The organism is Xylophilus sp. PBN-3R, assembly GCF_057747805.1.
Map to the genome: position 1 here is coordinate 2,798,349 of NZ_CM173225.1, position 19,367 is coordinate 2,817,715.

General features: G+C 64.4%; 15 protein-coding genes. 6 read left to right on the plus strand and 9 right to left on the minus strand.

Annotation, left to right across the window (positions count from 1 at the left end; translation table 11 throughout):
- Positions 1–288: 288 nt before the first annotated feature.
- Positions 289–603: a flagellar transcriptional regulator FlhD gene (locus AC3ANW_RS13300; protein WP_488341323.1), complete on the plus strand. Its 315-nt coding sequence runs from the start codon at positions 289–291 to the stop codon at positions 601–603.
- A 166-nt stretch (positions 604–769) separates the two neighbouring features.
- Positions 770–1,765 (plus strand): Bug family tripartite tricarboxylate transporter substrate binding protein, encoded by a 996-nt coding sequence (locus tag AC3ANW_RS13305; protein ID WP_488341324.1) that lies wholly within the window; start codon positions 770–772, stop codon positions 1,763–1,765.
- Between the two features lie 21 nt (positions 1,766–1,786).
- On the opposite strand, the gene AC3ANW_RS13310 is transcribed toward AC3ANW_RS13305, so the two are convergent.
- Positions 1,787–2,455, minus strand: a complete 669-nt coding sequence (locus AC3ANW_RS13310) for a GntR family transcriptional regulator (protein ID WP_488341325.1) — start codon at positions 2,453–2,455, stop codon at positions 1,787–1,789.
- Positions 2,456–2,624: 169 nt separating this feature from the next.
- Between AC3ANW_RS13310 and ggt the strand changes: the two genes are divergently transcribed.
- The 3 genes from ggt to AC3ANW_RS13325 all read left to right on the plus strand — a co-directional run bounded on the left by ggt (position 2,625) and on the right by AC3ANW_RS13325 (position 7,047).
- Positions 2,625–4,205 carry a gamma-glutamyltransferase gene (ggt, locus tag AC3ANW_RS13315; RefSeq protein WP_488341326.1) on the plus strand — a complete coding sequence of 527 codons (1,581 nt, stop codon included), beginning with the start codon at positions 2,625–2,627 and terminating at the stop codon, positions 4,203–4,205.
- Between the two features lie 15 nt (positions 4,206–4,220).
- A complete protein-coding gene (locus AC3ANW_RS13320) occupies positions 4,221–4,988 on the plus strand; it encodes a class II aldolase/adducin family protein (RefSeq protein WP_488341327.1) in 768 nt (255 codons plus the stop codon).
- A 913-nt stretch (positions 4,989–5,901) separates the two neighbouring features.
- Positions 5,902–7,047 carry a zinc-binding dehydrogenase gene (locus AC3ANW_RS13325; protein ID WP_488341328.1) on the plus strand — a complete coding sequence of 382 codons (1,146 nt, stop codon included), beginning with the start codon at positions 5,902–5,904 and terminating at the stop codon, positions 7,045–7,047.
- On the opposite strand, the gene hrpA is transcribed toward AC3ANW_RS13325, so the two are convergent.
- Positions 7,044–11,141 (minus strand): ATP-dependent RNA helicase HrpA, encoded by a 4,098-nt coding sequence (hrpA, locus tag AC3ANW_RS13330; RefSeq protein WP_488341329.1) that lies wholly within the window; start codon positions 11,139–11,141, stop codon positions 7,044–7,046. The two genes, AC3ANW_RS13325 and hrpA, sit on opposite strands and share 4 nt — an antisense overlap.
- Positions 11,142–11,240: 99 nt before the next feature.
- Between hrpA and argA the strand changes: the two genes are divergently transcribed.
- Positions 11,241–12,590: an amino-acid N-acetyltransferase gene (gene argA, locus AC3ANW_RS13335; RefSeq protein WP_488341330.1), complete on the plus strand. Its 1,350-nt coding sequence runs from the start codon at positions 11,241–11,243 to the stop codon at positions 12,588–12,590.
- Between the two features lie 46 nt (positions 12,591–12,636).
- Here argA and AC3ANW_RS13340 read toward each other — a convergent pair whose 3' ends face one another.
- The 7 genes from AC3ANW_RS13340 to pbpG all read right to left on the minus strand — a co-directional run bounded on the left by AC3ANW_RS13340 (position 12,637) and on the right by pbpG (position 19,178).
- Positions 12,637–13,155, minus strand: coding sequence for a disulfide bond formation protein B (locus tag AC3ANW_RS13340; RefSeq protein ID WP_488341331.1), 519 nt, complete (start codon positions 13,153–13,155; stop codon positions 12,637–12,639).
- A 108-nt stretch (positions 13,156–13,263) separates the two neighbouring features.
- Positions 13,264–14,367, minus strand: coding sequence for a sulfate/molybdate ABC transporter ATP-binding protein (locus tag AC3ANW_RS13345; RefSeq protein WP_488341332.1), 1,104 nt, complete (start codon positions 14,365–14,367; stop codon positions 13,264–13,266).
- Between the two features lie 10 nt (positions 14,368–14,377).
- Complete coding sequence (gene cysW / locus AC3ANW_RS13350; protein WP_488341333.1) at positions 14,378–15,301, minus strand: sulfate ABC transporter permease subunit CysW; 924 nt, start codon at positions 15,299–15,301, stop codon at positions 14,378–14,380.
- Complete coding sequence (cysT, locus tag AC3ANW_RS13355; RefSeq protein ID WP_488341334.1) at positions 15,298–16,176, minus strand: sulfate ABC transporter permease subunit CysT; 879 nt, start codon at positions 16,174–16,176, stop codon at positions 15,298–15,300. The genes cysW and cysT overlap by 4 nt, the downstream gene beginning before the upstream one ends.
- Complete coding sequence (locus AC3ANW_RS13360; RefSeq protein WP_488341335.1) at positions 16,176–17,171, minus strand: sulfate ABC transporter substrate-binding protein; 996 nt, start codon at positions 17,169–17,171, stop codon at positions 16,176–16,178. Before AC3ANW_RS13360 ends, cysT begins: the two co-directional genes overlap by 1 nt.
- A gap of 85 nt (positions 17,172–17,256) precedes the next feature.
- Positions 17,257–17,898: a peroxiredoxin gene (locus AC3ANW_RS13365; protein ID WP_488341336.1), complete on the minus strand. Its 642-nt coding sequence runs from the start codon at positions 17,896–17,898 to the stop codon at positions 17,257–17,259.
- A gap of 170 nt (positions 17,899–18,068) precedes the next feature.
- Entirely contained in the window at positions 18,069–19,178 is a 1,110-nt protein-coding gene (gene pbpG, locus AC3ANW_RS13370) for a D-alanyl-D-alanine endopeptidase (RefSeq protein WP_488341337.1), read from the minus strand.
- Positions 19,179–19,367 lie beyond the last annotated feature (189 nt).

Consider the following 19,367-nt stretch of genomic DNA (forward strand, 5'->3'; position numbering starts at 1 on the left):
CAATGGATTTCCAAATGGGCCTTTCGAGCCCATAAGGGCGGGATTTTAGGTCAGCAAGTAACCAATAGAACGCTTGTATTCATTGCGTCGTAGTTGACCTACAGAAGGCACCTGGAAGACGTTGCTGTCAGGGAAACTCCTACAGCGAGGCTTTCTTAACCAGACAAGACGGACAGGCACACCCCGACTTAAGTTTTGATTGGCCCGTCTTCACAATTCACTTCACCGAATCGGCCGCGTCGCAATCGTGCAGATGGTTTGAATCGGACCCCTTCCAAAGGACTGAAGATGAACACCGAACAGATGCTGGCCGAGATCCGCGAAACCAACCACGGCTTTTTGCTGCTGGCACAGAAGCTGATCGCCTTCGACAAATCGGAAGCCCTGGCCGCCCTGGGCATCAGCGATGCGTCGGCCGATCTGCTGGCGATGCTGTCGCCGGGCCAGTTGATGAAACTGGCAAGCGGCAACGCGCTGCTGCAGCGCTTCCGGATGGATGACGATGTGGTGTTCGGCCTGCTGACCCGCCATGACCTGCCGGGTCGTGCCAGCGCCGGCGGCGGCGGCCAGATGGCTGGGCAAGGCTTTGCGGCGTTCGCCTGACCCAGGTTTCCCACACGGGCAATCGTTTCGAAGCAGACACCGAAGCAGGGCATCTCCCACCCCGAAAAGTGGCTGAATGGATCCAAAATGAGGCGCAATCCAGCCAAACCCTTGGCACAGGAGTTGCTGGATTAATGGATCCAATCAGCGAATCGAAGGAACAGAGATGCGGCGAACCCTCCTGAAGCAAGCAGCCGGCGTGGGCCTCGGCCTGGCCATCGCCCCCTGGGCTGGCCTGGGTGCAGCGCATGCCCAAGGCGGCTCGCCCTACCCCACCAAACCCATTCGCCTGATCGTTCCCTTCCCCCCGGGCGGCGGCACCGACGCCATCGCCCGCGCAGTCGGCGAAAAGATGGGCAGCGAACTGGGCCAGAACTTCGTCATCGACAACAAGCCAGGCGCCGGCGGCATGATCGGCGCCGACGCCGGTGCGCGCGCCCCGGCCGACGGCTACAACCTGCTGATCGGCACCAACAGCACGCTGGTCACCAACAAGTATCTCTACGCCAAGATGCCCTACGACCCCGACCAGTTCGAACTGATCGGCCTGATCGGGATCACGCCCCTGCTGCTGCTCGCCAACCCTTCGGTGCCGGCCCGCACGGTGCCCGAACTGGTCGCCTACGCCAAGGCCAACCCGGGCAAGCTGACCTACGCATCCTTCGGCAACGGAACCACCTCGCACCTGGCCGGCGAACTGTTCAAGCAGATGGCCGGCGTAGACATGCTGCACGTGCCTTTCAAGGGTGCGTCCGAAGCCCTGCCCGCATTGATCGGAGGCCAGGTCTCGCTGTATTTCGACACCATCGTCAGCGGCCTGCCCCATGTGAAAAGCGGCAAGCTGATGGCGCTGGGCGTGACCACCACCCGGCGTTCGGCCATCCTGCCGCAACTGCCCACCATCGCCGAGCAAGGTTATGCAGGCTACGAGATCTACCCCTGGTACGGCATGGTTGCGCCCAGGGGCACGCCGAAAGACGCGCTGGAAAAACTGCGCGGTGTGCTGGGCCGCACCGTGCGCGACCCGCAGCTGGTCGAAAAACTGGTGGCCACCGGCGCCGAGGTTACGCCGATGTCGGCGAGTGAATTCGCCGAGCTGGTTCGCCAGGACCACGCCAAGACCGAGAAGCTGGTGAAGACCGCCAACATCAGCCTGCTCTGAGCGACGGTCGACCGCGGGCGCTCAGTCCGCGGTCGGCAAGGCCGTCGTCTCGCGGCCCATGGCCTCGACGATGGTGGCCGTGGTGCCGCTCACATGCCTGCGCATGATGTCGCCTGCCGCCTTCGAATCGTGGGCCCGCAGGGCGGCCAGGATGTCGGCGTGCGAGGTGCGCGCCCGGGCGGGCTGCAGCGCGTTTTCGAGCCACACCCGCATCAGCGGTTCAACGATGGAATGCAGCGACGAGATCTGGCTGGCAAGGCGCGGCGAATCCGAAATGCGGCAGATGGTTTCATGGAACTGCCGGTGCAGCGTGACCCATTCGCCCATGTCGGCTTCGCACTCGGCCATGCGGTCGAGCAGGTGTTCGAGCCCGCGGACGTCGGCTTCGGTGGCGTGCCGTGCCGCACGGCTGGCCGCCAGCCCCTCCAGCGCGGCCCGCATGTCGAATACCTCTTCCACCTCCTTGGCGCTGAGGCCGCGCACCACCGCACCGCGGTTGGGACGAACGGTGACCAGCCCTTCGGCGCCCAGCCGCCGCAACGCCTCGCGTACCGGCATGCGGCTCATGCCGATGCGCTGGGCGATGTCTTCGGTCAGCAGGCGTTCGCCGGGCTTGAGTGTGCCGAGCCGTATGCCCTGCAACAGGTGCTGATAGGCCTCTTCCTCGGCGGAGACGGCGGGGGAATCCAAGGACTGGAATGGAAGCCTGGAGGTCATGGGTGCGGATGCTCGGTTGGTCTGCGGCAATCGTATCGGGTGTCATGGCCGGCGCGCGTGCGTCTCCCGCCGATGGCTTGTCAAATTGGATCCACGTATTCAATAATTAAAATTCAACTGCCGCAACCTTTCCCCGGATCCCATGATTTCCTATCAAGAACAGTTTCCCTATGCCTTGCAGCGCATGCCGGTGATGGCCCGCAACGCCGTTGCCGCCAGCCAGCCGCTCGCCGCCCAGGCAGGCGTCCGGATGCTGCTGAAGGGCGGCAACGCCGTCGACGCGGCGCTGGCCGCCGCCATCACGCTGACCGTGGTCGAACCGGTGATGAACGGCATCGGCGGCGACATGTTCGCGCTGGTGTGGGACGGCCGGCAGCTGCACGGCCTCAATTCGACCGGTGACGCGCCGGCAGCCTGGACACCTGAGCACTTTGCCGGCCGCACCGAAATGCCCAAGGTCGGCTGGGACACCGTCACCGTGCCGGGCCAGGTGGCCGGCTGGAAGGTGCTGTCCGAGCGTTTCGGCCGCCTGCCTTTCGAAAGCCTGTTCGAACCTGCCGTCGAATACGCCGAACGGGGCTTCAAGGTCACCCCGCAGATCTCGCGCCAGTGGGCCGGCCAGGTGCCGGTGCTGAAGGACCAGCCCGGTTTTGCCGAGGCCTTCGCGCCGCAAGGCCGCGCGCCGTCCATGGGCGATACCTGGCGTTTTGCCGACCAGGCCCGCAGCCTGAAGCTGATCGCCGAAACCGGTGGCGACGCCTTTTATACGGGCGCCATCGCCGAAGCCATCGTGGCCCACGCCCGCAAGACGGGTGGCTCGATGACGCTGGCCGACATGGCGGCCCACCGCCCCGAATGGGTGACACCGCTGAGCCGTGACTACCGCGGCTACACGCTGCACGAGATCCCTCCAAGCGGCCAGGGCATCGCGGCGCTGATCGCGCTGGGCCTGCTGGAGCATCACGACCTGGGCGCGCTCGACAGCGCTCAGGCCTATCACCTGCAGATCGAGGCGATGAAACTGGCCTTTGCCGACCTGCATGCCCATGTCGGCGACCCGCGCTGCATGCAGGTGTCGCCGCAAGCCCTGCTGGAAAACGCCTACCTGGCCGAACGTTCGAAGCTGATCGTCCCGGGCCGTGCCTCGGTGCCGTCGGCCGGCGCGCCCAAGACCGGCGGCACGGTGTACCTGGCGGCAGCCGACGACGCCGGGATGATGGTGTCCTTCATCCAGTCCAACTACCGCGGCTTCGGCTCGGGTGTGGTGGTGCCGGGCACCGGCATCTCGCTGCACAACCGCGGCGAGGGTTTCAGCCTGAAACCCGGCCACGCCAACCAGGTGGCGCCGGGCAAGAAGCCGCTGCACAGCATCATTCCGGGGTTCGTCACCCGCGACGACCAGGCGGTGATGGCCTTCGGCGTGATGGGTGGATCGATGCAGGCCCAGGGCCATGTGCAGATGATGAGCCGGCTGGCCGACTTCAAGCAGAACCCGCAGGCCATGTGCGACGCTCCGCGCTGGCGTGTCGAAGGCGCCCAGGTTTCGCTGGAAGCCCATGCCGATCCGGCCGTCGCCGAGGCACTGAAGGGCATGGGCCACGCGGTGGCGGTCGCCGGTCGCGACAGCCTTGACTTCGGTTCGGCCCAGCTGATCCAGGCGAGCACCGACGGTTATGTGGCCGCATCCGATCCACGCCGGGACGGCCAGGCCGTCGGCTACTGACCCAGAACTCCAGCGATGAAAAACCCCTACATATTTCCGGAAGTCCAGGCGCAAGTGAGCCCGGCCGAATGGCAGCAGCGTGTCGACCTGGCCGCCTGCTACCGGCTGATGGCGCATTTCCGCATGACCGACCTGATCCACACGCATGTGTCGGCCAAGGTTCCGGGCAAGGACGACGAGTTCCTCATCAACCCCTACGGCCTGATGTTCGACGAGATCACCGCCTCGAGCCTGGTGCGGATCGACGGCGACGGCAAGGTGCTGCAGGACGCGACCGGCATCGGCGTCAATCCTGCCGGTTTTGTGATCCACAGCTGCATCCACCGGGCCAGCCATCGGCTGGCCTGTGTGATGCACACGCACACGGCAGCCGGCATCGGTGTGTCGGCGCAGAAACGCGGGCTGCTGAAGCTGTCGCAGCATTCGATGCGTTTCTTCGGTGCGCTGGCGTACCACGACTACGAAGGCGTCGCCCTTGAGCTGGACGAACAGCCGCGGCTGGTGCGCGACCTGGGGCCGCACCGCGCGATGATCCTGCGCAACCATGGCTTGCTCACGGCTGGTGAAACGGTCCGCGAGGCGTTCGATGCCATGCATTACCTGGAGCGCGCATGCCAGGCGCAGATTGCGGCGCAGGCCGGGGGCGGAGAGCTGATCGAATGCGCCGATGAACTGGCGGCCAAGGTGGCCCGGCAGTTTGCCGAACCTGATCCGGGAGCGGAACACGACTGGCCTGCGCTGATGCGGTTGCTGGATCGGATCGATCCTTCTTTTCGGTCTTGATCCTTTTTTTGGGAGGTGTTTTGGTAATCGAGGCTGGGCTGTTTTTTATGGCGGCTTGTTTTTTGGTTATCTGGATTCGCTACTTCGTTTTGCTCTGTTTATTTCTTCTATTACTCCGTAGGGGTGAGCCGCTTATGCGCGGTGCAGTCACTTTCTTTTCTGGCAAAAAAGAAAGTAACCAAAGAAAGTTGCCTTGGGAGCGGGGAATCGCATGAGCGATGGTCGGGACTTCGATCCGCTTCGCTCCCCTCTCGTCCTCACGGTGGCATTGATGGCCGCACCCGGAAAGCCATCGCACGAGGTTCGGGACGCTCTTTCACCAAAAGCTTCACGCTCTGGCATCGGCCACGTTCGATCAACCGCCGCCGTACGACTTTGAAGAAAACACCGTTTGGAGCGGGATCGTGCGCACTGCCGATTTGCTGGCGAATGGCGAATGGCGGTGGGCCGGGGGCTCTCGACTGGCATCGGTGGTTGGCATCACCCCAGGTACTCGTTCAGGCGCCAAGCTGTATTTCCCAAATACCGTACAGCGGTATTCGATCAAACAAGGCCGATGCCAGAGCGTGAAGCTTTTGGTGAACGGGCGTCCCGATTCGCGAGCATTGAATACGGCTGGGTGATCAATTCGTCTAGGCCAGGACGAGAGGGGAGCGCAGCGGAACGAAGTCCCGACCATCGCTCATGCGATTCCCCGCTCCCAAGGCAACTTTCTTTGGTTACTTTCTTTTTTGCCAGAAAAGAAAGTGACTGCCCCGCGCATAAGCGGTTCACCCCTACGGAGTAGCAGAAGAAATAAACAGAGCGAAGCGGAGATAAAAACCCAAAAAACCCAGACAGAAAAACCTACTAACCCAACACACCCCAGCCCCCTCCACACTAGCCCAGACCCACCAACTCCAGGACCCGCCAAATGACAATCGAAATCCCGAAGGAAGCCCTGCAACTGCAATCGCTGGTCACGCCGGACGGCCAGCTGGAAGTGAAGCTGGTCAGCATCCCGGTACCGGAGCCGCGTGCCGACGAGGTCCTGGTTCGGCTGCAGGCAGCGCCACTCAATCCGTCCGACCTCGGCCTGCTGTTCGGCGCAGCCGACCTGGCCACCGCGCAGTATTCCGGCACCGCCACCCGGCCGGTGCTGACCGCCAAGGTTCCCGATAAGGCGATGCCATCGATGCAGGGACGCCTCGGCCAGTCCCTGCCGGTCGGCAACGAAGGGTCGGGTGTCGTGGTGAAAGCCGGCACCTCGCCTGCAGCGCAGGCACTGCTCGGCAAGACCGTGGCGGTGCTGGGCGGGGCGATGTACAGCCAGTACCGGGCGGTGCCGGCCGAGTCGTGCCTGGTGTTGCCCGAGGGCGCGACGGCGGCTGACGGCGCTTCGTCGTTCGTCAATCCGCTGACCGCCTTGAGCATGGTCGAGAACATGCGGCGCGACGGCCACCAGGCGCTGGTGCACACCGCAGCCGCTTCCAACCTCGGCCAGATGCTGCACCGCATCTGCCAGAAGGACGGCGTGCCGCTGGTGAACATCGTGCGTAAACCGGAACAGGCAGAACTGCTGCGCGGCATGGGCGCGAAGCATGTGTGCGATATGAGCGAGCCGGATTTCCAGCAAAAACTGACCCAGGCCCTGGTTGAGACCGGCGCGACCATTGCCTTCGACGCAACGGGTGGCGGCACGCTCGCCGGCCAGATCCTGGGCTGCATGGAAGCAGCGCTGGCTAAAACCGCCAAAGAATACAGCCGCTACGGTTCGACCACCCACAAGCAGGTGTTCCTGTATGGCCGGCTCGACAGTTCGCCCATCGAGTTCGTCAACACCTTCGGCATGGCCTGGAGCATCGGCGGCTGGCTGGTGTTCCCTTTCCTGCAGAAGGTCGGGCCGGAGCGCACCCGCGAACTGAAGCAAAGGGTGATGGACGAACTGAAGACCACTTTTGCCAGCCGCTATGCCGGCGAAATTTCACTTTCCGCGATGCTGAAACCCGATGCCGTCGCTGCTTATGCCCAACGCGCCACCGGCGAAAAATACCGGGTCAACCCGGAACTGACCGACTAGGTGTTCAGCAGCGACCAAGCCTTGTCGAGTCGTTTGACGCTGACGGGCTGGGGCGTGCGCAACTCCTGTGCGAACAGGCTTACCCGCAACTCCTCGAGCAGCCAGCGGAGTTCGGACATGCGCGCATCGACATTGCCCTTGCGTTCGGCCACCAGGCGCCAGTAGCGCGTGTCCTGCAGCTTGATGTCGTTCATGCGCTGAGCGTCTCGCAGCGGGTCGGCACGCAACTTGTCCAGACGCATCACGATGGCCTGCAGGTAGCGTGGCAGGTGCTGCAGCTGAGGCCACGGCGTGGCAGCCAGGAAGTCCTTGCCGACCAGGCGCGCGAGTTGCGCCTGCACGTCGGCGGTCACCAGCGGCTGGCCCTTGGTGTCCTTGATCTTGCGCACCGCGGCGGCGTAGTCGCTTAGCACCTTCAGGCCGAGGCGCGCCACCTCCTGGGCGATGAGGTTCAGGCGGCCACGCCCTTCCTCCACCCGTTTCCTGAAGGCGATGGCGTCGGTGGGCAGCGGGTCGAGCAGGAAAGCGCGGTCCAGCGCCACGTCGATGATCTGTCGGCGCAGCTGGTCCTGCGTGCCCAGCGGCATGAAGGCAACCGCCATCTTCTGCAGGTCGGGAATCGATTTTTCGAGGTACTTCAGTGCGTCCTTCACCTGGATGGCGAAGAGCCGGCGCAGGCCGCCACGGTGTTTGGCAGAGGCGACCTCGGGTTCATCGAAAACCTCGATGTGGACGGCATCGCCCTCGTCGATCAGTGCCGGGAAACCTACCAGGGTCTGGCCTCCCTTGCGGATTTCCATCAGTTCGGGCAACTCGCCGAAGGTCCATTCGGTGTAACGCTGGCCGGCCGGCACGGCCGGTGCCGCCGGGGCCTTGGCTGCCGGTTTGGCACTGGCTTGCGATGCGGCCTTGGCGGGCTCGGGAGCCGACGGCGCACGCATGCCGGCCAGCGCCTGGAATGCACCACGCGCCTGGCCGCCCAGGTCGCCCTTCAGCGCGGCCAGGCTGCGGCCCTGGCCCAGTTGCCGGCCATGTTCATCGACCACCCGCAGATGCATGAACAGGTGCGGCGGCACCATGTCGACCTTGAAGTCGGCGCGTTTGACGTCGAGCTGGGTGGTCTCGCGCACGATCTTCAGCAGGGCGTCGATCAGCGTGCCATGGCCGAAGACGGTGGGTTCGCACAGCGCCTGTGTGATGCGATTCGAACTCTCGGGCAGCGGCACCAGGCGCGACCGCGGTTTCTGCGGCAGGCTCTTCAGCAGCGCCTGCACCTTGTCGCGCAGCATGCCGGGCACCAGCCATTCGGCGCGGTCTTCGCCGATCTGGTTGAGCACGAACAGGGGCACGGTGACGGACAGGCCGTCACGTGCATCGCCCGGCTCGTGCAGGTATTGGGTGGCGCAGTCGACGCCACCCAGCCGCAGCGTGCGCGGGAAGGCGTCGGTGGTGATGCCGGCCGCCTCGTGGCGCATCAGTTCCTCGCGGTTCAGGTGCAGCAGGCGCGGGTCGCCGCGCGATGCATCGCGCCACCATTGCTCCAGGCCACGGCCGTCGTGCAGGCCGGCGGGCAGCTGCTTGTCGTAATAGGCGTAGATGAGCTCGTCGTCGACCAGCACATCCTGCCGGCGCGACTTGTGTTCCAGCTCTTCGACCTGGCGGATCAGCTTGCGGTTGGCTGCCAGGAATGGCAGCTTGCTGTCCCACTCCTCGCCGACCAGCGCCGCGCGGATGAAGATCTCGCGCGCCGCCGCCATGTCGACCCGGCTGTAGGGCACACGCCGGCCGCTGTAGACCACCAGGCCGTAAAGCGTGGCGCGCTCGAGCGCGACGACTTCTGCGCTGCGTTTTTCCCAATGCGGGTCGAGCAACTGCTTTTTCAGCAGGTGCGAGCCGACTTCTTCGAGCCATTGCGGTTCGATGGCGGCGATGCCGCGGCCGAACAGCCGCGTGGTCTCGACCAGTTCGGCCGCGACGATCCAGCGGCCAGGCCTTTTGGACAGGTGCGCGCCCGGATGTTTGTGGAACTTGATGCCGCGCGCGCCCAGGTATTCACCCCCGCCGGCCGCGCTTCGCCCTGCCCCGCCTGCCTGGGTGCTGCCGGCGCTTCCCGCGTCCTCGGGCCGGAAACCGATGTTGCCCAGCAGGCCCGACAGCATGGCGATGTGCAGCTGCTCGTAGCTGGCAGGGTTGGTGTTGATCGGCCAGTGGTGTTCCTGCACGGTCGACACCAGCTGCGAGTGGATGTCGCGCCATTCGCGCACCCGCCGGATGTTGATGAAGTTCTGCCGCAGCAGGCTTTCGTACTGGCGGTTGCTGAGCTTGTGGGTGGGCGCGCCGGCCACGACCGGCGCGGGCGCAGGGGCAGGGGCAGGCGCTTCGAGCACCGGCGCGGCGACCAGCCGTTGCGACACCGGCAAAAAGGCCGAGTTACTGGAATTGACGGTGCGGCCACCGGCGTTCTGCGCTGCCATCTGCTTGCGGCTGGTGGCCACCGGCGCGCCACCGCGGGCGTCGTGGATCCACTTCCAAAGCTTGAGGTAGCCGCTGAATTCGCTTTTCTCGTCGTCGAACTTGGCATGGGCCTGATCGGCCTGGGCCTGCAGTTCCATCGGCCGGTCACGCACGTCCTGCACGCTCAGCGCGCTGGCGATGATGAGCACTTCGTCGAGCGCGCTGCGGTCGCGGGCTTCCAGGATCATCCGGCCGATGCGGGGGTCGAGCGGCAGCTTGGAAAGCTCGCGGCCGACCGGCGTCAGCACGTTGTCGTCATCGACAGCGCCCAACTCGCCGAGCAGCTGGTAGCCGTCGGCGATGGCCCGCTTCTGCGGGGCTTCGAGGAAGGGAAACTCTTCGACGTCGCGCAGGTTCAGCGACTTCATCCGCAGGATGACGCCGGCCAGCGATGACCGCAGGATTTCCGGGTCGCTGAAACGCGGCCGGCCGGTGAAGTCCTCTTCTGAATAAAGGCGTATGCAGATGCCGTTGGCCACCCGGCCGCAACGGCCGGCCCGCTGGTTGGCGGCCGCCTGGCTGATGGGTTCGACCAGCAGCTGTTCGACCTTGCTGCGGTAGCTGTAGCGCTTGACGCGGGCGGTGCCGGTATCGATCACGTAACGGATGCCGGGCACCGTCAGCGAGGTCTCTGCGACGTTGGTCGCCAGGATGATGCGGCGGCCGGTGTGGTCGTCGAAGATGCGGTCCTGCTCGGCCTGCGACAGGCGGGCGAACAGCGGCAGCACCTCGGCATTGCGCAGCACGGCGTGGTGGCTGAGATGGCCGCGCAGGTGGTCCGCGGCTTCGCGGATCTCGCGTTCGCCGGGGAAGAAAATCAGGATGTCGCCGGTCTGGCGCGGGTCTTTCCACAGTTCGTCGACCGCATCCGCTATGGCGTTGTTGGGGCCGTACTCGCGGGACTCTTCATACGGCCGATAACGCTGCTCGACCGGGAAAGTACGGCCCGCCACGGTGATGACCGGCGCCGGCCCCTTGGCCGATGCGAAGTGCTGGGCAAAACGCTCGGCGTCGATGGTGGCCGAGGTGACGATGACCTGCAGGTCCGGGCGGCGCGGCAATATCTCGCGCAGGTAACCCAGCAGGAAGTCGATGTTGAGGCTGCGTTCGTGGGCCTCGTCGATGATGATGGTGTCGTAGGCCTTCAGCAGCGGATCGGTCTGCGTCTCGGCCAGCAGAATGCCGTCGGTCATCAGCTTGACCGAGGCATCGCGGCTCAGCCGGTCCTGGAACCGCACCTTGTAGCCGACCACCTCGCCCAGTGGCGTGTTCAGTTCTTCGGCAATGCGTTTGGCCACCGACGAGGCGGCGATGCGGCGCGGTTGCGTGTGGCCGATGAGCCTGCCCTTGCCGGGCGGCGCATTGAGCTTGCCGCGCCCCATGGCCAGCACGATCTTGGGCAGCTGGGTGGTCTTGCCCGAGCCGGTCTCGCCGCTGACGATCACCACCTGATGGTGGGCCAGGGCTTCCATGATTTCTTCTCGCCGGGCCGAGACGGGCAGCGATTCGGGAAAGGTGATCTTGAGCGGGACGGGAGTTTCGGGCACAGGCGGAATCCGATGGCTGGCGGTGTCCGCCATGGGGCGGGTCAGCCGGGGAACTTGGGGGACAATCCGCGATTATCCAGCCCTGCCATTGCGGCTCACCCTCTTTCCCGTCTCCCAGACTCTTACGCACGCATGTCCGCTGTCTTCAATTTCACCTTCGTGCCCTGGTTCCGTTCGGTGGCGCCCTACATCCACATGCACCGCGGAAAGACCTTCGTGGTGGCGCTCGCCGGCGAAGCCATCGCCGCCGGCAAGCTGGCGACCATCGCGCAAGACCTGGCGCTGATCCAGTCGATGGGCGTCAAGCTGGTGCTGGTGCACGGCTTCCGTCCGCAGGTCAACGAACAGCTGGCCGCCAAGGGGCACGAAGCCAAATATTCACACGGCATGCGTATCACCGACAGCGTGGCCCTGGACTGCGCGCAAGAGGCCGCCGGCCAGCTGCGCTACGAGATCGAGGCGGCCTTCAGCCAGGGCCTGCCCAACACGCCGATGGCGGGCGCGCAGGTGCGGGTGATCTCGGGCAACTTCATCACCGCGCGGCCGGTGGGCATCGTCGACGGCATCGACTTCAAGCATTCGGGCCTGGTGCGCAAGGTCGATACCGAAGGCATCCTGCGCTGCATCGACATGGGTGCGATGGTGCTGCTGTCGCCCTTCGGTTTTTCGCCGACCGGCGAGGCCTTCAACCTGACCATGGAAGAAGTGGCGACCAGTGTTGCCATCGAACTGGGCGCCGACAAACTCATCTTCCTGAGCGAGGTGCCCGGCGTGCGCATGCAGCCTTCAGAACCCGCCGGCGACGACAACCCGATCGACACCGAAATGCCGCTGGCCGCTGCCGAGGCGCTGCTGGCACAGCTGCCGTCTGCCCAGCAGCCGAGCGATGTGGCCTTCTACCTGCAGCATTGCGTGCGTGCCTGCAAGGCGGGCGTCGAGCGCAGCCATATCATCCCGTTCGCGGTCGACGGATCGCTGCTGCTGGAGGTGTACGTGCACGATGGCATCGGAACGATGGTGATCGACGAGAAGCTCGAAGAACTGCGCCAGGCCAACGGCGACGACGTGGGCGGCATCCTGCAGCTGATCGAGCCCTTCGAGCGCGACGGCACGCTGGTCAAACGAGACCGCACCGAAATCGAACGCGACGCCGACCAGTACACCGTACTCGAACACGACGGCGTGATCTTCGCCTGCGCAGCGCTTTACCCCTACGCCGAAGCGAAGACCGGCGAGATGGCCGCGCTGACGGTGTCACCGCTCAGCCAGGGCCAGGGCGACGGCGAGAAGGTGCTGCGCCGGGTCGAGCAGCGGGCGCGTGCCATGGGCCTGACCAGCATCTTCGTGCTGACCACACGCACCATGCACTGGTTCATCAAGCGCGGTTTCCAGCCGGTGGACCCGGACTGGCTGCCCGAAGCCCGCAAACGCAAATACAACTGGGATCGCAAGAGTCAGGTGTTGATGAAGAAGCTGGGGTGAGCTTCGTTTCATTCATTAAAAAAAGCGGCCGGGGCCGCTTTTTTTGTTATCGGTCGCCGACCCGCCGTTGCCGTTGCGCCGGGCTGGCCAGCACCGCGATCAACACCAGCGCCAGCACCACAAAACACACGAACGACCAGTTGGCTATGGAGCCGCCGAGGAAGGTCCAGTCGATCGCAGTGCAGTCGCCGCTGCCCTTGAAGATCATCGGAATGGCACGTTGCAGCGGAAAGGTTTCGATCATCCCGTAGAAGTCGCGGCCGCAGGATGCGAATTCCGGCGGATACCACTGCAGGAAGCTCTGCCGGGCCGCCACGAAGGCGCCGAAACCGGCGGTCAGCAAGCCCAGCAAGGCCAGCGTCTTGCGACCGCCGTTGCCCTGGAGCAGCGCGCCGACGAAAGCGAAAACAGCCAGCAGGATCAGCGCATAACGCTGCACGATGCACATCGGGCACGGGTTGAGCCCGACCACGTGTTGCAGATACAGGCCGAAAGCCAGCATGGCCACGCAGGCCGCGCACACCAGGGCCAGAACCTTGCGCGGTTGCGCTCTGAAAATACTCATCACTTTTGTTTCCTCCGGCGCCACAGCGGTCGCCCTGCCATTGGTGCGGCGGGCCTCCGATTGGTTCCCGCACGGCTGCCACCAACGGCGGCAGCGCGGTATTGTGGCTCAGCGTTTTTCGCCGACGAAAACGCGGGCGCGTTTCGGGGTCACCAGCACTTGCTGGCCTTCCTGCAGGCCCAGTTCGCGGTAACGGTCGGCGGGCATCTGGGCTTCGATGATGCCGGGCGTATCGCCGGCTGCGCCGGTGGGTTGGCTGGGCGCCAGTTCGAGCCGGGCGGTGGGCCCGACGACGATGGCCCGGTCGAGGGTGGCCAGGATTCCGCCGTGCAGTGCGTCCACCGAATCGGGGAAGTACGGCTGCACATCGACGTCGTGCGGCCGCACGTAGGCAAAGGCCGGCTGGTCCAGCACCGCCGCATGTTCGGGGGCGGCGAGGCTCACGCCTTCGAACTTCACCTGGCCCTGGTCGGCACGGCCGTGGAACAGGTTCACATCACCCAAAAAGCCATAGACGAAGGGGCTGGCCGGATGGTCCCAGACCTCTTGCGGCGAGCCGCTCTGCTCGACCTGGCCCTTGTTCATCACCACCACCCGGTCGGCCACTTCGAGCGCTTCCTCCTGGTCGTGGGTGACGAAGATGGTGGTCACGTGCAGTTCGTCGTGCAGGCGACGCAGCCAGCGGCGAAGTTCCTTGCGGACCTTGGCGTCGAGCGCGCCGAAGGGTTCGTCGAGCAGCAGCACCTTGGGCTCCACCGCCAGCGCACGCGCCAGGGCGATGCGCTGGCGCTGGCCGCCGGAGAGCTGCGCGGGATAACGGTCGGCCAGCCAGTCGAGCTGCACCAGCTTCAGCAGCGCATGGACCTTCTCCTGGATGACCGCCTCTTTCGGCCGTTCCTTGCGGGGTTTCATGCGCAGGCCGAAGGCGACGTTCTCGAACACCGTCATGTGTCGGAACAGCGCGTAATGCTGGAAAACGAAACCGACGCCGCGGTCGCGTACGTGTACGTCGGTGGTGTCTTCGCCGGAGAAAAGAATGGTGCCGTTGTCGGCGCTTTCCAGGCCGGCAATGATGCGCAGCAATGTGGTCTTGCCGCAGCCCGAAGGGCCGAGCAGCGCGATGAGTTCTCCGGACTTGATGTCCAGGCTGACATCACGCAGGGCCTGAAAGTCGCCGAACTGCTTGTCGACGTTGCGGATTTCAATGCTCATGATTTCTTTCTTATGCGCTGGCGCCGGGCACGGGCAGGGCCGGTGGCTTTTCGGGCGGCAGGTCGGCGGCGGCGCGTTCGCGTTCGCTGCGCCATTCGACGACCGACTTGATCACCAGCGTGACCAGGGCCAGCAAGGCGAGCAGTGACGCGGCGGCGAAGGCGGCAACCGACTGGTATTCGTTGTAGAGGATCTCGACGTGCAGCGGCACCGTGTTGGTCTGGCCGCGGATATGGCCGGACACCACAGACACCGCGCCGAACTCCCCCATGGCGCGTGCGTTGCACAGGATCACGCCGTAGATCAGTCCCCATTTGATGTTGGGCAGGGTGACATGCCAGAAGGTCTGCCAGCCGGATGCACCCAGCACGATCGCGGCCTGCTCTTCGTCGGTGCCCTGCGCCTGCATCAGCGGGATCAGCTCACGCGCGATGAAGGGAAAGGTGACGAAAACGGTCGCCAGCACGATGCCGGGCACGGCGAAGATGATCTTGATGTCGTGAGCCGACAGCCAGTTGCCGAACCAGCCGTTGGAGCCGAACACCAGCACGTACATCAGGCCCGCCACCACCGGCGACACCGAGAACGGCAGGTCGATGAGCGTGGTCAGGAAAGCCTTGCCGCGGAATTCGAACTTGGCGATGCACCAGGCGGCCGCCACGCCGAACACCAGGTTCAGCGGCACGGCGATGGCCGCGGTGATCAGGGTCAGTTCGATGGCCGACCAGGCGTCGGGTTCCTTCAGCGCATCGAGGTACGCGTCCAGGCCCTTGCGCAGCGCCTCGGTGAAGACGGCGGCCAGCGGCAGGATCAGGAACAGGAACAGGAAGACCAGCGAGATGCCGATCAGCGTGCGGCGAACCCACGGCGCTTCGGTGGTGACCGACCGTTTGGGAATGCCGCGCGGTGGCGGCGTTTTTGCGGGGGCGCTCATTGGGACATCCCGGTGCGTCGGCGCTGCCAGGCCTGCAGGCCGTTGATGACCAGCAGCAGCACGAAGGAGATGACCAGCATCACGACGGCGACGGCGGTGGCGCCGGCATAGTCGTACTGCTCCAGTTTGCCGATGATGATCAGCGGGGTGATTTCGGAAATCATGGGCATGTTGCCGGCGATGAAGATGACCGAGCCGTATTCGCCGATGGCGCGGGCAAATGCCATCGCGAAACCGGTCAGCAGTGCTGGCGCGATGGACGGGAAGATCACCCTGGAAAACGTCTGCCAGCGGCTGGCACCCAGGCAGGTGGCGGCTTCTTCCAGTTCTTTTTCGGTGTCCTCGAGAACCGGCTGCACCGTACGGACCACGAAAGGCAGCCCGATGAAGATCAGTGCGATGACGATGCCGGCCGGCGTGAAGGCCAGCTTGATGCCCATCGGCTCCAGGTACTGGCCGACCCAGCCGTTGCCGGCCAGCAGCGCGGTCAGCGAGATACCGGCGACTGCGGTGGGCAGTGCGAAAGGCAGGTCCACCAGTGCATCGACGATCTTCTTGCCAGGGAAGGTGTAGCGCACCAGCACCCAGGCCAGCAGCAGCCCGAAAACCAGGTTGACCAGCGCGGCGATCAGTGATGCACCGAAGGTCAGCTTGTAGGCGGCCAGCACGCGCGGCGACGAGACCGCCACCCAGAACTGTTCACCCGTCAGCGTGAAGCTGCGCAGCACCAGCGCCGACAGCGGCACCAGCACGATCAGGCCCAGCCAGAAAAGCGTGTAGCCCAGCGTCAGGTTGAAGCCGGGCAATACACGTTTGCCGCCTGTGCGGCGGCCCGGCACCGCCGCAGCGGATGCCAGGTTGGTAGCTGCAGACATCAACGGCCGACGGTGTAGAGCTTGTCGAACTGGCCGCCGTCGTTGAAGTGCACTTTCTGCGCCTCGCCCAGGCTGCCGAAGAGTTCCTGCACGGTAAACAGCGGGATGGGCTTGAACACGTCGGCATGCTTTTTCAACACGGCTGCGGAACGGGGGCGCAGCGCGTGCTTGACGGCGATTTCCTGTGCTTCGTCGGAGTACAGCCACGCCAGGTAAGCGCGGGCCAGGTCGCCGGTGCCCTTCTTGGCGACGGTGCGTTCGACCACGGCGACCGGGTTCTCGGCCACGATGCTGATCGACGGATAGACCGCATCGACTTTGCCTTCACCGAATTCGCGGTTGATGGAAACCACTTCGGATTCGAAGGTGATCAGCACATCGCCGATGTTGCGTTGCAGGAAGGTGGTGGTCGCGTCGCGGCCGCCCTTGCCCAGCACCGGAACGTTCTTGTAGAGCTTGCCGACGAATTCGGCGGCCTGGGCGTCGGTGCCGCCCTTCTTCTTGATGTAGCCCCAGGCGGCCAGGTAGGCGTAACGGCCGTTGCCGCCGGTCTTCGGGTTGACCACCACGACCTGGATGCCGGGCTTGATCAGGTCGTCCCAGTCCTTGATGCCCTTGGGGTTGCCGTTGCGGGTCAGGAACAGCATGGTCGACGTGGTGGGCGATGCGTTGTCCGGGAACTTCTTGGTCCAGTCCTTTGCCACGACGCCGCGCTCGGCGAGGAAGTCGACGTCGGTGCTGGTGTTCATGGTCACCACGTCGGCATCGAGGCCGTCGGCCACGGCACGTGCCTGGGCGCTGGAACCACCGTGCGACTGGTCGACCTTGATGTCCTTGCCGGCGGTCTGTTTGTAGTGGGCGATGAAGGCCGTGTTGTAGTCCTTGTAGAACTCGCGGGCCACGTCGTAGGAGGCATTGAGCAGGGTCTGCGACGAAACGGCGGCGGAGGCCAGCAACGCGGCGGCGGCCAGGGCGGCCTTGAGGCGGGAGTTCATACGGTCCTTGGAATACGAAAAATCTGATGAAAACGGGCCGGCACGATCGACACGTGCCAGCCCTGTTCAGCGCTGCCGGGTTCGATCAGCGATTCGGCTGCGGCGTGATGCGCAGGTACGGCCGCACGGGGTTGAAGCCCTTGGGGAAACGTTCGGCCAGTTCGGCCGGGTCCTGGATGCTGGGCACGATCACCACGTCGTCGCCGTCTTTCCAGTTGGCGGGCGTCGCAACCTTGTGGCTGTCGGTGAGCTGCAGCGAGTCGATGACACGCAGGATCTCGTCGAAATTGCGGCCGGTGCTGGCCGGATAGGTGAACGTGGTGCGAAGCACGTGTTTGGGATCGATGATGAACACGCTGCGAACGGTGGCGTTGGCCAGCGAGCTCGGGTGGATCATGTCGTACAGGCCGGCAACCTTGCGATCGGCATCCGCCAGGATCGGGAAGTTGACCTCGGTGTTCTGGGTTTCGTTGATGTCCGGAATCCACTTGCCGTGCGATTCGACCGTGTCAACGCTTACGGCGATGGGTTTGACGCCACGCTTTGCGAACTCTCCCGACAAGGCCGCGGTCTTGCCCAGTTCGGTCGTGCACACCGGGGTGAAGTCGGCCGGATGCGAAAACAGCACCACCCACGAATCGCCTGCCCATTCAAAGAAATTGATCGGGCCTTGCGAAGAGTCCTGCGTGAAATCAGGAACCGTGTCGCCGAGTCGAAGCGTTGCCATGTAAGAGTCCTTCTGATGATGGACCGCCATTCTGCAAGCGCATTCCTAATTCGGGAACGAACGGATTTTTTTATCCTTATTTTGAAAACCGCATAAGCAATACCCCTCGGACACATGTTTGGGCATAAAAAAGACGCCCGAAGGCGCCTTTGGTACGAAGCAGGTTTTGGTCAGCCGTTGGTGTTCTGGCGGGCCAACACCGGAGCAGTCGCCTGGGAGGATTCGACCCAGCGACGGACACGCTCGGCGTCGGCCACGCGGCTGAGTTTGCCGGCGGAATCCAGGAAAACCATGATCAGCTTGCGACCGGCGATCTTGGCCTGCATCACCAGGCACTGGCCGGCTTCGTTGATGAAACCGGTTTTCTGCAGGCCGATGTCCCAGGCCGGGTTGTGCACCAGGCGGTTGGTGTTGTTGTATTGCAGGGTGCGACGGCCGATGTCGACCGTGTAGTTCGGCGACGTGGTCAGCTCGCGCAAAAGCGGGTCTTGGTAGGCTGCGCCGACAAGGGTCGCCAGGTCACGCGCGCTCGACTGGTTGCGGCTCGAAAGTCCGGTCGGTTCGACATAGTGGGTGTCGACCATGCCCAGCTGACGGGCCTTGGCGTTCATCAGCGTGACGAAGGTTGCCAGACCGCCCGGGTAGGTGCGACCCAGTGCGTGGGCTGCACGGTTTTCGCTCGACATCAGCGCCAGATGCAGCATTTCGCCGCGGCTTAGCGTGGCACCGACGATCAGGCGCGAACTGCTGCCTTTTTCGGTATCGACGTCATCCTGCGTGATGGTGATCATTTCATCCATCGGCAGCTTGGCCTCGCTGATCAGGGTGCCGGTCATCAGCTTGGTGATGGAGGCGATAGGCAGAACGGCACCGTCGTTCTTGCTGATGAGGACTTCCTGGGTGTCCTGGTCGATGACGAATGCGACGCTGGACTTCAGGTCGAGCGGATCGGCTGCACCGTGCAGGCCGGCAAGCTGGCCATAGGAAGGCCGGGCCGGCACGTAAGCCACCCGCGCGGGAGCGCTGGTACGCCGACCGGCGACAAAGGTCTGTGAGACACGGCTGCTGGCGCGGGCGACCTGCTTGCCGGGCGTGGTGCGGGCCGCCACCTTGCGAGCCGGCGCAGCGGCGCTTGAAGCCTGTTTCTTGGCGGCCGGCGCCTTGTGGCGCTCGGCCGCTTGTGCGCCGGCAACGGAACACACCGCAAGGGAAGCGGCAGCAGCGACGGCGCCGACAAAACGGGCAGCGCGCGCAACAAAAGATGGGTGACGAATCGACATCGAAGATTCTCCGGAAAGCGGGGCCAGGGCCTAGCGGGAATAAAAATCCTGGGAATAATGCGTGAATTCAAGCACTTACAAGGGCTTTATCATGCACTGCCAAAATTATAAGCAGTTGTTTCCTCACCAAGCGCCGAAACGACAACTTTAGTTTGTAAATCCGTTGCCCGGTGTCATGCAAAAAGGGGG